The sequence below is a fragment of the Pelagibacterium montanilacus genome (genome assembly GCF_003992665.1).
Taxonomy (GTDB): Bacteria; Pseudomonadota; Alphaproteobacteria; order Rhizobiales; family Devosiaceae; genus Pelagibacterium; species Pelagibacterium montanilacus.
The window spans coordinates 109,361-123,977 of record NZ_RZMX01000032.1 but is presented as its reverse complement, the minus strand read 5'-3'; the positions used below and the strand labels follow the sequence as shown (position 1 = coordinate 123,977).

Below are 14,617 nucleotides of genomic sequence, written 5' to 3'. Positions count from 1 at the left end.
ATGGCCATCCCGAACAGGAAATCCACCGAGGAGATCGCCCACGGCATCCGCCGGCGCGTCTTCTTCCACTCCATGCGCAACAATGGCGGTTATCTCAGCCAGGCCTGTTCGGCCGCCGAGTTTTTGGCGCTGATGTATAACGAGGTGCTCAATCTGGGCGCCCCGACCCTGCCGATGACGCCAAAGCCCTTCATGGGCGTGCCCTCGGCCTCCAATCCCGACGCCTTCACGGGCGCGGGCTATCACGGCCCTTTCGCGCCCGAATACGACCGCTTCTTCGTCTCGCCCGCGCATTATGCGCTGGTCATCTATTCGGCGCTCATCGAAATGGGCCGCATGGGCGAGGAAGGGCTCGAACACTTCAACCGCGATGGCGGCTCGGTCGAGATGATCGGCGCCGAGCACAGCCCGGGCATGGAAGTGACCACCGGCTCGCTCGCCCAGGGCCTGTCCATGGCCTCGGGCCTCGCCTGGGCGCGCAAGCGCGCCGGTGAGCCCGGCAAGGTCTGGGTCTTCATGTCGGACGGCGAATTCCAGGAAGGCCAGACCTGGGAAGCGATCGCGGCGATGAACTACCACGGCATCGACAATGTCGGGGTGATCGTGGACGTCAACAGCCAGCAATGCGACGGCGCCATGTCCTCGGTGCTCGATCTGGGCGATCTTGCCGGCCGCGTCGCGAGCTTCGGGGCGACGGTCCAGTCCGTGGACGGTCACGACCTCGACGTGCTGCGCAAGGCCACGTCGGCCTTCGAGCCGGGCAAGCCGCTGTTCGTCTTGGCCAACACCTCGCCCTTCCAGGGCATGAGCCACCTCAAGAAGCGCTTCCCGCGCCTCCATTACGTCCGGTTCAAGTCGGCCGAGGAAAAGCAGGACATGCAGACCGAGATCGCCCGCGAACTGGGCATTTCCGAAACCGAGCTGGAGGCTCTCGCCCATGGTTGAGATCGTCAATCGCCCCTACGCCTCCGCGTTCGAGACCTTCGCGGTCGCCCGCCCGGAGGTCCTGTGCCTGTCGGCGGACCTCACCTCCTCGTGCGAGGTCGACGGGTTCCGTGACCGGCACCCCGACCAGTTCCTCTCGCTGGGCATGGCCGAGCAGAACATGCTCTCGTTTGCCGGCGGGCTGGCCATGCAGGGGTTCCGGCCCTTCATCCACACCTTTGCGGTCTTTCTCTACCGCCGCCCCTACGACCAGCTCATCAACTCGATCGCCTATTCCAACCGCAAGGTCCGGATGATGGGCTTTCTTCCCGGCATCACCACCCCGGGCGGGATCACCCATCAGGCCATCGAGGACATCGCGGTGATGCGCGCCATCCCCAACATGACCGTGCTGGAAACCGGGGACGCCACCGAGGTGGAAACCGTTCTCGAAGCCGCCGATGCGGTCGACGGGCCGGTCTATGTGCGCATCCTGCGCGGACAGGTGCCCCGGCTTTTCTCCACGCCCTTCGAATTCAACCGCCTGCGCACGCTCTCGGACGGCGATGACGTACTGGTGCTGACCTCGGGCATCTGCACCGAGGAGGCCATGCGCGCCGCAGCCGCGCTGTCGGGCCACGGGATTTCGGTTCACCACCTGCACGCCTCCACCATCAAGCCCTTCGACCGTGACGGGCTGGTCGCGGCCATGCGCGGCAAGAAGGCCGTAGTGACGCTGGAAAACCACATCATCACCGGCGGATTGGGCACCATCGCCGCCGAGATCATGGCCGAGGAGGGCGTCGGGATCCCGCTGCGCCGCCTCGGGCTAAACGACACCTTCGCCCACGGCGCCTCGCGGCCTTATCTCATGAAAAAGTACCGGCTCGATGCCAAGGCGCTGGTCGATGCCATCGTCTCGGTTCTGGGCCATTCGGTCACCATCGAGGAAAGCGAGCTCGAGGCCGTGCGGCTCGACGAGGTCCATTCCTCCGCCAAGGCCGAGGCGCTCTAGCCATGGCCGATCGGTTCACCGTCACCTACTGGATCGCCGCTGCGAGCGAGGCCGAAGCCCGTACCCGGGCCGAGGCCGTCGCGCTCGAGCAGACCTTAGAGATCCCACGCGACGCGGTGCCCCGGGGCTATATCGAGGACGAGCTTTTGGGCCGGGTCACCGCCCTTGTCCCCCATGAGGGGCAACAGGGCGGGTTCCGCGCCGAGGTGAGCTATTCCAATGACGATGTGGGCGGTGATTTCCTCCAGCTCCTCAACATCGTCTTCGGCAATGCCTCGATCCTGACCGGGCTCCGGGTCATCGACATCGCGCTCAATCCCGAGCTCGCCACGCTGTGTGGCGGGCCGCGCTTCGGGGCCGCGGGCCTGCGCGAGCGGGCAGGGGCCCATGGCCGCCCGCTCTTCATGTCAGCGATCAAGCCCGTGGGCATGAGCACCGCCGAGCTGGCCGACAGGGCTTACCAGTTCGCTCTTGGCGGCATGGATTTCGTCAAGGACGATCACGGCCTCGTCGATCAGGCGACGTCCCCCTTTTCCGACCGTCTCGCCGCCTGCGTCGAAGCGGTGGAAAAGGCCAATCGGGAAACCGGCGGGCGCGCGAGTTTCGTGCCCAACATCACCGCGGAGACGTCCGTGGCGCTGGCGCGGGCCGAGCAGGCGCAGCGCGCTGGCGCCGGCGCGGTCATGCTCGCCCCCGGGCTCATGGGGTTCGACGTGGCGCGCACGCTGGCGCGCTCGGAGAGCTTTGACCTGCCCATCGTCACCCACCCCACCTTTTCCGGCGCCAGCACCATCACCCCCACCACCGGGTTCTCCCACCGGGTGTTCTACGGGCAGATGACCCGCATGATGGGCGCGGACGCCGTGGTCTATCCCAATTTCGGGGGCCGGTTCGGGTTCTCCGAGGACGAGTGCCGGTCGATCGCCACGGGCTGCGCCGAGGACTTTGCGGGGCTCAAGCCCGTCCTGCCCACGCCGGGCGGCGGCATGAACATCGAGAAAGTCCCCGCCATGCGCGAGGTCTATGGCCATGACGTGATCTATCTGGTGGGCGGCGCCTTGCTGCGCGCACCCGAAGGGATCACAGAGGCCGCGCGCCGTCTGGTCGAGGCCGCCTCGGCGGCCTGACCGGTTCGGGGCCGGGGAGACCTACCAGCCCTGGGCGGCCGACATTCCTCCGTCGACCACCAGGATTTCCCCCGTGATCCAGCCTGCAAGGTCCGAGCACAGGAACGCGGTCGCATCGGCGACGTCCCCGGGCGCGCCCAGCCGCCCCAGCGGCGCGGTGCGCACCCAGCGCTCCACCCCCTCGGGCCATTGCTCTTTGATCCCCGGCCGGCCGATCAGCCCGGGCGCCACCGCGTTGACCCTGAGCCCGATCCCCGCGAATTCGAGCGCCGCGGCGCGCGTGAGCATCACCAGCCCCGCCTTGGCGCTGGCATAATGCGCATGGGCCGGCGCCGGGCGCATCGCCTCGATCGAGGCGATGTTGACCACCACGCTGCCCCCCTCGCGTCCGGCCCCATGGCCGGCCAGCAGCCGGATCAGCGTCGCCGGCGCGGTCACATGCGCCGCGAGCATCTCTGAGAAATCGGCGGCCCTCGTCTCGGCGAACGGCACCAGCGTCTGGGGTCCGGCGCAATTGACCAGCCCGTCCAGCGTGCCCATCGCCGCCAGCGCCTCGGCAAAGAACTCCTCGCACCCGGCTTGCGAGCCAAGGTCCGCCCCGATGGCCACCGCGCCCGGGCACTCCCCGGCCACCGCATCGGCGGCCTGCCCGTTGGCGTGGTAGTGCACCACGACCCGCGCCCCGGCCTCGGCCAGCCGCCGCGCGATCGCCGCGCCGATTCCCCCGCTCGCGCCGGTGACCGCGATGGCGCGGCCCGAAAGGTCTAGCGAGAGGGCCATCGCTCAGAGCCCCGGCAGCAGCGTCTTGAACATCGCGGCGATTTTGGTGCCCGAGATCGCGGCATTGGCCACCACGTCCTCGACCGTGTCGATGGTCTGCTCGGGCCCGCCGGTCGCCCCGTTGGTGATCGCGGAAATCCCCAGAACGGTCATGCCTGCATGCACCGCCGCGATGGTTTCCATCACCGTGGACATGCCCACCGCGTCCCCGCCCGCCGAGCGGTAATAGCGGCGCTCGGCGCTGGTCTCGAGCGAGGGGCCGGCCAGCCCCACATAGATACCCTCGTGCATCGGCACATTGGCTTGCCGCGCCGCCGCCCGCGCCTTGTCGGCCAGCTCGGGATCATAGGCTCGCGACATGTCGGGAAACCGCAGCCCGATTTCCTCGTCATTGGGCCCGATCAGCGGGTTGAACCCGGTGAAATTCATGTGGTCGGTGATCAGCATCACATCGCCCGGCGCATAATCGCCATTGAGCCCACCCGCCGCATTGGTGACGATGAGCTTTTTCGCGCCCAGCCGGGCCAGAAGATAGACCGCCAGCCCGATGTCGCGCGGCGACCAGCCCTCGTAAAGATGCAGCCGGCCTTCCATCATTACCACCCGGCGCCCCTCCAGCGTGCCGAGGACGAGCTGGCCCTTGTGCCCGGGCGCTGTGGAGGTGGGAAAGCCCTCGATCTCCCCATAGGGGATCACGGTCTGGTCGGTCACCGCTTCGGCCAGATGCCCCAGCCCCGAGCCGAGGATCATCGCGATTTCGGCAGGGGCGCCCACGCGGTCGGCGATCGAGCGATGGGCGGCCTCGAGCCGGTCCAGTTGCGAACGGGTCATGGTTTGTCTCCGGATTGGGTCTGAAACTTTTCTGGTGCCGTTCAGGCGATCGATGCGGCAACGCGCGGGGCGAGCGCGCGCACCTGCCCGAGGATGTCGCCGAGCACCACGCCGGTCAGCGCCCGGTCCTCGACGATCTGCCGCCCGCCCACAAAGACGTGCCGCACATCGGACTTGCCGGCGGAAAACACCGCATGGGTCAGGGGATCGAACATCGGGAGCGCGTGGGCACGGTCGAGGTCGAGCATGATGAAATCGGCGGCCTTGCCGACGTCCAGCGAGCCCAGCCTGCCCTCCTGCCCGATTGCCCTCGCGCCGGCGCGCGTGGCCAGGTCCAGCGCGGTCGCGGTCGGCACCGCGCCGGCATCCTGCGCCATCCCCTTGTGCAGCATGCCGGCCAGCCGCAACGCCAGCCAGAGGTCCAGATCATTGCCCGACACAGCCCCGTCGGTCCCCAGCGACACCGCGACCCCCGCCGCCAGCATCTCGGGTACGCGCGCGACCCCCGAAGCGAGCTTGAGGTTGGACACCGGGTTGTGGGAAACCTGCGTGCCGGTCCGCGCGAGAATCTCGATCTCCTCGTCATCGAGATGCACGCAATGGGCGAGGATGGTCTTTGGGCCTAAAAGCCCCAGATGGTCGAGATGCCGGATCACGCTGCGCCCGTAGCGGGTCTCGATATCCTTGACCTCGGCGCGCGTTTCCGCCGCGTGGGTGGCAAAGATCCCCCCATGGCGCTCGGCGATCGCGTGGGCGGCTTTGAGGTTCTCGGGCGCCACCGTATAGGTGCCGTGGGGCATGACGGCAGGGAAGACGTCCTCGCACCCGGCGAAATCGCCCATGAAGGCCTCCGCAGCTGCAAGCCGGGTCTCAACGCTCTCGCCGGTCACCCCGGGCCCGTCAAAGACCGTGCCCCCGGCGCAAATCCGCAGCCCCACCTCCCGGGCCGCTTCCACCGTCTGGTAGGGGTGCCAGAACATGTCGACCACGGTGGTCACCCCGCCCAGCGCCATTTCCGCCAGCCCCAGCAGCGAGCCGAGCTTGGTGGTTTCGGGTGACAGGATCGCCGCCTCCGCCTTCCAGACCGTCTGCAGCCAGGGCTCGAGCGGCAGATCCTCGACCAGCCCGCGAAACAGCGTGCTCGCGATGTGGCAATGGGTGTTGATCAGACCCGGCATCACCAGCATCCCGGTCCCATCGAGCCGGGTTCTGGCATTGGTCGCCAGCGTCCCGCCGCTGCCCTCGGGGCCCACATGGACGATTGCGCCGTTCTCGACGGCCATCACCCCGCGCGCATGGGCGGTGCCGCCCGCATCGGCGGTGAGGATGGTTGCGCCCTCTATGACCAGATCGACCATTGGTGTTCCTCAAATATGTGTGCGTCTTGAAAAGCGCGACCGGTTCAGGCCCGTGTCTGACGCGTCTTGCGCCAGAAGGACAGCCCGATCAGCACCGCGAGCGTGGCGAGATAGGGCATCATGTCGGTGAACTGCTGGGGCGCGCCATAGCCCTGCACGCGGAACGAAAGGCTGTCCACGAACCCGAAAACCAGCGCGATTCCGAGAACCGCCAGCGGATTGCCCCGGGTGAGCAGAACCGCCACCACCGCGATCCAGCCGCGCCCGGCGCTCATGTTGTCGACAAACAGCGTGACATTGGCGATCGAGAGCTGCGCTCCGGCAAGCCCGCACAGCATGCCGCAGGCAACCAGCGCGTAGAGCCGCACGATGCGCGGGTCGACCCCGCCCACCACCAGCCCCTGCGGGTTTTCCCCCGCCGCCCGCATCCGCAGGCCCAGCCGGTGGAACCGGAAGAAAAAGTGCATGGCGACCGCAACGACGAGCGCGATGTAATAGAGCGGGGACTGGCCCGAAAAAAGCTGCCCGATCACCGGAATATCCCGGACCACGGGAATGTGGATCATCGCAAAACCCTGGATTCCCGGGTCGCGGAAGGCACCCGTCACCCCGAAGATCGCGCTCAGGAGATAGAGCGTCAGTCCCGCCGCCAGGAGGTTGATCGCGATCGAAACCACGATCGGGTCGCCCGGCCGGCGCAGGTGAAATTCGGCAAAGATCAGCGCCATCAGGACGCCCCCCGCCATGGCCGAAATCGCGCCCATCACCGGCGAGCCGAAAAAGAACGCCCCCAGTACCGCGCAGAACGCGCCGGTGAGTATGAACCCTTCGAGACCGATATTGAACACCCCGGCCCGCTCGCAGAGCGCACCGCCCAGCGCGGCCAGCAGGATCGGGGTCAAAAAGCGCGGGATTGATTGGAGCAGGGCGGGGTCGAGCAGAACGTCAAGCGCGATCATCATTGCCCTCCCCACGAGCCGACCCCGCCAGATTGACCACCGCCAGCCGGCTGGCGACGAAAAGGATGATTGCCGCCTGCATGATCAGCCCGATCTCCTTGGGGATGCCGGCTGTGCGTTCCATGCCGGCGGCCCCGGTCTGCACGGCGGCGAAAAAGAAGCCCGACAGCGGCACCGCCCAGGGCACCATGCCCACCATCAGCACCGCGATGATCCCGGTCCAGGCATAGAGCGGCTGCACCAGCATGCCGTCGGAAAACCGGTAATGGACCCCGAACACCGCAATCGCGCCCACCAGCCCCGCGATCGCTCCGCTCATGGCGAGCGTCTGGAACACCAGCCGTTTCACCGGCAGGCCCGAGGCGCGCGCGAAATCGGGCGCCAGCCCGTTCATCCGCGTGCGGTATCCGGGAACGGTGCGATAGGCATAGACGATGGTGAATACCGCCGCGAGCAGCACGAGAATGATCCCCATGTCCAGCCGCGTGCCGGGGAAATTGGGGATCCATGCGCCCTGGGGCACCATATGGGTCTGGGGCAGGCCGGCGGCCACGTCCCGGAACGGATGGCCCACGAGATAGGACGAAATATAGCGCGCCGGATAGTTGAGCAGCAGCGAGCCGATCAGCAGCGGCACGCCGAGATAGACCTGCAGTGCCCCGGCCAGCACCGCCCAGAGCGAAGCCGCCGCCATCGCCGCGAGGATCCCGACCGCCAGCACCATGGGTCCCGGGCCGGGGAGATAGATCCCGACCAGCGCCGCCACGATCCCCCCCACCACGAGCTGGCCTTCGCCCCCGATATTGTAGAGCCCGGCCCGAAAGCTGATCAGCACGGCGAGCGCCATGCCGATGATCAGCGCCGACCGCCCGATCGTGGTCATCAGGTAGGCGCTGTTGCGCCCCCCGAAGGCCCCGTTGAAAAATCCCGACACAGCCTGGTCGAGCGAAGCGCCCACGGCGATCATCAGCACCAGAAGGATCGCGAACAGCCAGGCGATCACCGCCACCCAGGGGCCGAGCCGCGCGGCAAATCCGGTGTCCGTCGCCATCATGAGGCGTCCCTTGTTTGTATTCCGCCCGACCCATGGCTGGTCATCAGCGCCCCGATCTCGAACCGGTCGGCGTCCGAGGCGGCAAAGCTGCCCGTGATCCTGCCCTCGAACATCACCACGATCCGGTCCGAGAGCGCGAGGATTTCGTCGATTTCGGTGGAGACCAGCAGGATGGCGTGCCCGGCATCGCGCATGCGCACCAGCTCGCCATGGATGAAGTCGATCGCGCCGATATCCACGCCCCATGTGGGGTTTTCCGCGATCACCAGCGGGGTTTCGCGCGACAGTTCGCGCCCCACCACCAGCTTCTGCTTGTTGCCCCCCGACATCGAGGAGGTTTTCGCCCGCGGGCCCGCCACCTTGATGCGGTAGCGCGCGATCACCTCGCGCGCAAAGGCGTCGATCTGGCTCCCGATCTGGAACAGACCGCGCCGGAACCGGCTCTCCATCTCCCGTCCGATCAGCGCGTTTTCCGAAACCCGGGCCTCGAGCGCGAGGCCCACGCGCTGCCGGTCGGTGGGAATATAGCTCAGCCCCAGCGCCCGGCGCGCGGCCACGTCCTTGCCGGCAAGATCCTGCCCGTCCAGCGAGACGGTCCCGCCCGCGCTCCGGCGCAGGCCCACGATGGTCTCGATAAGTTCGGCCTGCCCATTGCCCGCAACCGCGGCGACGCCCACGATCTCGCCCTTGCGCACCTCGAGGCTCACCGGCCCCACCGGACGGCCCTCGCCGCGCGCCACAAGGTCGGTGACCTTGAGCACGGGCGCCCCGGGCGCGTAGGGGCCCCGGGCGCGCGGCGCGGGCAGATCGCCCCCGATGATCCCGCGCGCGATCTCGTCCTTGGAGGTCGCCTCGCGCGGGCCCGAGGAGACGAGGCGCCCCCCGCGCATCACGCTCACCGTGTCGGCGACTTCCATCACCTCGTCGAGCTTGTGGGTGATGATGACGATGGCTTTGCCCGCCGCCTTGAAATTGGCGAGGATCTCGAAAAGGCTCCGGGTTTCCTGGGGTGTAAGGACCGCCGTGGGCTCGTCGAGGATCAGCACTTCGGCCTCGCGGTAGAGCACTTTGAGGATTTCGACCACCTGGCGCTCGGACACCGAAAGATCGGCCACCCGCGCATCGAGCCGGCTCCGGATGCCGTAGGTGGCGATGATATCCTCGAGCTTGGCCCGCGCGGTGGCGAAATCGACGATCCCCAGCCGGTTGACCGGTTCGGCGCACAAGACCACGTTCTCGAGCACCGTCATGGAATCCTGGAGCATGAAGTGCTGGTGCACCATGCCGATCCCGTGGGCGATGGCATCCTGGGGCGTCTTCCAGGCGTGGGGCGTCCCCCCGATGGCGATGGTGCCCTCATCGGGCACGAGCAGCCCGAAAAGCACGTTCATGATCGTGGACTTTCCGGCCCCGTTCTCACCCACGACCGCGTGGATTTCGCCCTTGTCCACGTCCAGCGACACCGCGTCCACTGCCGTGAGCGCGCCGAAACGGACGGTGATGTTCGATAACGCGATCCAGCCGCTCAACTGCCAGCCAACCTTGGGGAAGGAAAAAGGAGACGGCCCGCACCGGGTCTGGCGCGGGCCGGAAAGATGTTCGGTTTCGCTTACTGGGCGAACATGGGATCGGGGATCTCGAGCTCGCCCGAGGAGATCTCGGCGGCGACTTCGCGCACGCGCTCGAGCACGTCGGGCATGTCCGCGATCAGGCACTCGCTTTCGGCCAGGCCCTCGTCCTCGAGCCCGATGATCGACATGCCGCCCTCGGCCAGCCCCAGCGCCAGGGTCACCTGGGGCTCACCGGCCTCGATGGCCTCGACCGCGGTCATGATGGCGGTGTCCACGCGCTTGAGCGTGCCCGAAACCATGTGCTCGGGCGCTTCGGGGCAGAGGTTCACATCCACGGCAAATACGAGGAAGTCGTTCTCGCGCGCCGCCTCGAAGACGCCGAAATCGCCGCCCGAGGTCGACGAGAAGATCACGTCGGACCCCGCCGCATGAATGGCCACGGCCTGCTCCTTGGCGCGCACGGGATCGGCGAAGGGGTTTTCCCCGCCCACCCAGCGGATATCGACCTCGGTGTCCGGGTTCTGGGCCTCGGCCCCCATGGCGTAGCCGTCGGTGTACCGGTGCAGGAACGGGATATCGAGCGCGCTCACCACGCCCACCTGGTTCGCTTCGGTCAGCATGCCGGCGGCGATCCCGATCAGATAGGTGGCCTCATACTCGCGGAACACCGCGCAATGGACGTTGTCGGGCCGGTTCTCGATGCACTGGTCCACGATCAGGAACTGGGTGTCGGGTGCGGTCGGGGCGAGCTGGGTGATGATGTCGTTGAACTCGAACCCGGCGACCATGATCAGGTCTGCGCCCTCGTTGAGCGCGGCCTCGACATTGTCGCGCCGCGCCGCCGCATTGGCGCTCTCGAAGGTCAGCACTTCCGCGCCGAAAGCTTCCCCGGCCGCTTCCGCGCCGGTCTGGCCCATCTGCAGGAACGCGTTAACCCCTATGGGATCGGGAGAAACATAGACAAAGAGCTTCTCCTGGGCCTGCGCGCCCATCGCTGTACTGGCCAGAAGGGCTCCCGCCAGAGCGAGAATGGACGGGTTTTTCATGGTGTGATGCTCCCTGCCTTGATAAGTGTCGCGCCTCGAAGGCCATATCGGCCAAGGCCGCCGATGGTCGGGGGCACAAGAGCAAACGTCAAGAACCTTCGTCAACCCTGTTTCGACATTCGTCAGCCGGTGCTGTCATTTGTCAGGGCGCCGGCGTCGGTCGCCCGAGGAGCACGCCATGACCACCCCAAGCTGGCTGCGCGCCGACCGCCCGATACCTGAATTTTTCACGCCCGAGCGGTGCTTTATCGCCGAGCTGCACAACGACCCGGAAACCCCGGGAACCTCGCTGGCCCGGGCCCGGGTCGAGCCCGGGGTGACCACCCAGCTTCATGCGCTCGCCGGGGTGCTCGAAATCTATGTCATCGAGGCCGGGGAGGGGGAGGTCGAGATCGACGGGGAGACCGCAGAAGTCGGCCCGGGCGATCGCGTGGTCATCGCCCCCGATACTCCCCAGCGCATCGCCAATACCGGGCCGGGCGATCTGGTTTTCCTCTGTCTGTGCGCCCCGCGCTTCACCCCCGAGGCCTATGTGACGCTGGGGCCCTGATTTCCGGGGATTTTTCCCCCAAAAGCCTGGTGCTGGCACCGCTTGGCAACGATCCGTTAACTCCATGCGAGCGAAATAGCAGACGATGCGGTCGCTCCAGATTATGCCCGCCTCCCACCCGCGCGGTCCGGCCTCCGGATGCTGTTCGGGCACCGCCACATGCTTTGCGAAGGTGATGCCTATGACTATGATTGCGCGCCTCAATTCCAGATGGTCCCCACTCGCGGCGCTGGCTGCGACCGCCTGTCTGGTGGCGAACTCGTTCTGGCTCTCGCACAACATTCGCCAGGTCATCGACGCCAGCGAATGGGTCGAGCACGAGACGGAAGTCCAACTCGAGCTCGCGCGGCTGGAATCGGAGCTCCTCAATGCCGAAACCGGACAGCGCGGCTACATCCTCACCGCCAATCCTGCCTTTCTCGCACCCTATTACGAAGGTCAGGCGCGGGCGCTCGTACGCCTGTCCCGCGTTGCGGGCGTCACCGATCTCGAAGCCGGGTTATCCGGGCAGCTCGACGAACTCACCGCCACGATCACCGAAAAATTCGACGAAATGGCCTTGTCGCTGAGCCTGATGCAGGCCGAGGGGCAAGCGGAGGCGCGCGAACAGGTCGCCTCGGCCAACGGCAAGCTGCTCATGGACCGCATCCGCACCCTGATCGGGGCCATGCGCACCACCACCGAGCGCGAGCTGGCCGACCGCCGCGCCGCCTTCGAGGCGGCCCAGTTTCAGCTCTACGGGGCGCTGGCCGTCTTCGTGATCGGCTCGCTGCTGCTGATCGGGCTTCTCGTTTACGTTACGCGTCAGGAGCTTTTGCGCCGGACGCGCGATGCGGTGGAGATCGAAGGCTATGCCCGCTCGCTCAATGCCTCGGTGGCCGAGCTCAAGCGCGAGCGCAACGAGATCAGGGCGCTCAATGACGCGGCGGGCTATATGCAGAGCTGCGATACCATTCCCGAGCTCACCGCGCTGCTTTCGCCCACGCTGGCACGCATGTTCTCCGATTTCCAGGGTCAGGTCCTTGTCCACGCGCCCTCGCGCAATCGGCTCGATTGCGTGGCGGCCTTCGGCGGGGCACCGACGCTGGGCGCCGTGGCGCCATCCGAATGCTGGGCGTTGCGTCGCGGCCAGGATCATCGGCGTGAAAAGGGCGGCACCGCGCCGCTCTGCAGCCATCTCACCGATATCAGCGGCAAGGGCGGCGTGGGCACGCTGTGCGTTCCCCTGGTCGCACACGGCGATACCATCGGGCTTCTGACCCTCACGCTCAAATGCCCGGAGAACCGGGAGCACAAGGAGGTCGAGGAAGCCGAGCTTCTCGATCAGGCCCAGCGCCTTGCCGAAACCATGGGCGCCCAGCTCGGGCTCACCATCGCCAATCTGCGCATGCGCGAATCGCTGCGCCAGCAGGCGATCCGCGATCCCCTGACCGACGCGTTCAACCGCCGCTATCTCGACGCCATCGGCGACAAGATCCTGGCCCAGTCTGCCCGCTTCGGCCAGCAGCTTGCCGTGGTGATGATCGATGTGGACCATTTCAAGCACTACAACGACCTCCACGGCCATGTGGCCGGCGATCAGGCGCTGATCGCGGTCTCGGGCTTCATCCAGTCGCGCATCCGCGAGGCGGACTGGCTGTTCCGCTATGGCGGGGAGGAGTTCCTGCTCATCATGCAGGGGCTGGACGCCGAGGACGCGCGCGAAAAGCTCGATGCCCTGCGCGCGGAAATCTCCGAGTTCCAGTTCACCAATGGCGATGGCGTCCTGCCGGCTGTCACCATTTCGCTGGGCTGCGCGATCTTCCCCGATCAGGCCAGGGACCTGCCCGAGCTGATCGCCATGGCCGATGGTGCGCTCTACGAGGCCAAGCACAATGGACGCAACCGGCTCGAATTCGCTGCCGGCGCCCCTGCCGCCGATGAGGGGGAGACCGTCCTGCCCGCCGGCCTGCTGCGCAGCGCCTGATCCCTTGGGCCGTGCCGGGGGCGCGCCCCCGGCTCCCGATCGTTTCTCCACCGACAGGCAAAAGGGGCGCGTGCGAACGCGCCCCTTCCTCGTCTTTGGCGCGCCCGGCAGGCGCCAGGACCGTTTGGAATGGAATGCGCGCCCTGGAAACGCGACACATCAAAGAGTGGGATGTGCCCCCGGAATGGGCCGGGCTGTCAGCCGTGGCCGGCCCAGTGGGCGGCCTCGAAGGCGGGCATGGGGCGGCCGATGAAATAGCCCTGGGCCACGTCGCAGCCCTTGTCCTTGAGATAGCTGAACGTGGCGAGGTCTTCCACGCCCTCGGCCACCGTGCGCAGGCCCAGGCCCTTGGCCATGCCGATGATCGCCGAAACGATGGTGCGCGATTCGCTCGAATGGCCCAGCGAGGCGATGAAGCGCTTGTCGATCTTGAGTTCCGAGAAGGGCAGGCGCGCCAGTTGCACCATGGACGAGTAGCCCACCCCGAAATCGTCGATCGAGAGCGCCATGCCCTTGAGCCGCAGCCGGGTCAGAAGGTTGAGGATGTCGGTGCCGTGCCCGAGCATCCCGCTTTCGGTGATCTCGATCACCAGCCGCCCGGGATTGATGCCGGTCTCCTCGCACAGGATCTCAAGCTGGTCGATCATCGAAAGGTTGAACAGGCTGTGCGCCGAGATGTTGAGCGCTATGGTGTGGCGCTGGCCGGGAAAGGTGCGCCCCAGCCAGGCGAGGGACTGGCGCGCCATGGTTTCGGTCAGCGCGTCGATCATCCCGTTGGCTTCCGCGAGGGGAATGAACTGGTCGGGCGTGTAGTTGGGCCCGTCCGGGTCCTGCCAGCGCGCCAGCGCCTCGAACCCGATGAGATTGCCGTCCACGCAGCTCACCTTGGGCTGGAAGGCCGGGGCGATCACCCCGGACGCCAGCGCCACCCGCAGCGCCTCGGCGTCCGGCTCGGCCGGTGCTGTGACCGCCGTGTCCGTCGGCGCGCAGCGGGGCGCTGAGGAGGGCAGGGCGAGGAGCGCGGCCAGTTGCCGGGAGGAAAACGGCTTGGCCAGAGTGCCGGCCACGGGCAGTCCGATCTCGGCAGCCGAGCGCAGCGAGGCGTCGATCACCCGCTTGTCCACGCCGCTGACCACGATCAGCGCCGCCTCGCAGCCCCTGAGCCGGAGCTTTTCGAGGATCATGATCCCGTCCATGCCCGGCATGCGCAGGTCGAGCGCGATATGGGTGGGGCAGAACTGGTCGAGCGCGTCGAAGAACCCGGCGGCTTCGGTGGTCGCCAGCGCCAGCGCGCCGCGGGACCGGGCGATGTTGGCGATGGTTTCGGCAACTTCGGCTTCGTCGTCGAGGATCAGGAGACGCACGCGCTCTCCGATTTCAGGCTGTGGGTGCAGAACCACGACGCTTGCGGCCTCCTCGGCAGTGGTGGTCATCGC

At 67.2% G+C, this 14,617-nt stretch carries 13 protein-coding genes; 5 read left to right on the top strand and 8 right to left on the bottom strand.

Translation table 11 applies throughout. The features are described 5' to 3' along the window. The 3 genes from EO136_RS10625 to EO136_RS10615 are packed head-to-tail and all read left to right on the top strand — an operon-like array spanning position 1 to position 3,066. Positions 1–945, top strand: a complete 945-nt coding sequence (locus EO136_RS10625) for a transketolase (protein ID WP_127144391.1) — start codon at positions 1–3, stop codon at positions 943–945. After that, positions 938–1,939 (top strand): transketolase family protein, encoded by a 1,002-nt coding sequence (locus tag EO136_RS10620; RefSeq protein ID WP_127144390.1) that lies wholly within the window; start codon positions 938–940, stop codon positions 1,937–1,939. Before EO136_RS10625 ends, EO136_RS10620 begins: the two co-directional genes overlap by 8 nt. Positions 1,940–1,941: 2 nt before the next feature. After that, positions 1,942–3,066, top strand: coding sequence for a RuBisCO large subunit C-terminal-like domain-containing protein (locus EO136_RS10615; RefSeq protein ID WP_127144389.1), 1,125 nt, complete (start codon positions 1,942–1,944; stop codon positions 3,064–3,066). Between the two features lie 21 nt (positions 3,067–3,087). On the opposite strand, the gene EO136_RS10610 is transcribed toward EO136_RS10615, so the two are convergent. The 7 genes from EO136_RS10610 to EO136_RS10580 all read right to left on the bottom strand — a co-directional run bounded on the left by EO136_RS10610 (position 3,088) and on the right by EO136_RS10580 (position 10,665). Continuing rightward, positions 3,088–3,846 carry an SDR family NAD(P)-dependent oxidoreductase gene (locus EO136_RS10610; RefSeq protein WP_127144388.1) on the bottom strand — a complete coding sequence of 253 codons (759 nt, stop codon included), beginning with the start codon at positions 3,844–3,846 and terminating at the stop codon, positions 3,088–3,090. Between the two features lie 3 nt (positions 3,847–3,849). Then, complete coding sequence (locus EO136_RS10605; RefSeq protein WP_127144387.1) at positions 3,850–4,677, bottom strand: purine-nucleoside phosphorylase; 828 nt, start codon at positions 4,675–4,677, stop codon at positions 3,850–3,852. A 41-nt stretch (positions 4,678–4,718) separates the two neighbouring features. Next, positions 4,719–6,035, bottom strand: coding sequence for an amidohydrolase (locus EO136_RS10600; RefSeq protein WP_127144386.1), 1,317 nt, complete (start codon positions 6,033–6,035; stop codon positions 4,719–4,721). A 44-nt stretch (positions 6,036–6,079) separates the two neighbouring features. Then, a complete protein-coding gene (locus EO136_RS10595; protein WP_127144461.1) occupies positions 6,080–6,994 on the bottom strand; it encodes an ABC transporter permease in 915 nt (304 codons plus the stop codon). Further along, a complete protein-coding gene (locus tag EO136_RS10590) occupies positions 6,981–8,048 on the bottom strand; it encodes an ABC transporter permease (RefSeq protein WP_127144385.1) in 1,068 nt (355 codons plus the stop codon). Before EO136_RS10590 ends, EO136_RS10595 begins: the two co-directional genes overlap by 14 nt. Continuing rightward, entirely contained in the window at positions 8,045–9,577 is a 1,533-nt protein-coding gene (locus EO136_RS10585; RefSeq protein WP_246018335.1) for an ABC transporter ATP-binding protein, read from the bottom strand. The genes EO136_RS10590 and EO136_RS10585 overlap by 4 nt, the downstream gene beginning before the upstream one ends. 80 nt (positions 9,578–9,657) lie before the next feature. Continuing rightward, positions 9,658–10,665 carry a BMP family ABC transporter substrate-binding protein gene (locus EO136_RS10580; RefSeq protein ID WP_127144384.1) on the bottom strand — a complete coding sequence of 336 codons (1,008 nt, stop codon included), beginning with the start codon at positions 10,663–10,665 and terminating at the stop codon, positions 9,658–9,660. Between the two features lie 178 nt (positions 10,666–10,843). On the opposite strand from EO136_RS10580, the gene EO136_RS10575 reads away from it, so the two are divergent. Continuing rightward, positions 10,844–11,215, top strand: a complete 372-nt coding sequence (locus tag EO136_RS10575; protein ID WP_127144383.1) for a cupin domain-containing protein — start codon at positions 10,844–10,846, stop codon at positions 11,213–11,215. 181 nt (positions 11,216–11,396) lie between these two features. Next, a complete protein-coding gene (locus EO136_RS10570; protein WP_164730533.1) occupies positions 11,397–13,181 on the top strand; it encodes a sensor domain-containing diguanylate cyclase in 1,785 nt (594 codons plus the stop codon). A 197-nt stretch (positions 13,182–13,378) separates the two neighbouring features. Here the strand turns inward: EO136_RS10570 and EO136_RS10565 are convergent, their stop codons facing one another. After that, a complete protein-coding gene (locus tag EO136_RS10565) occupies positions 13,379–14,614 on the bottom strand; it encodes an EAL domain-containing response regulator (RefSeq protein ID WP_164730532.1) in 1,236 nt (411 codons plus the stop codon). Positions 14,615–14,617 lie beyond the last annotated feature (3 nt).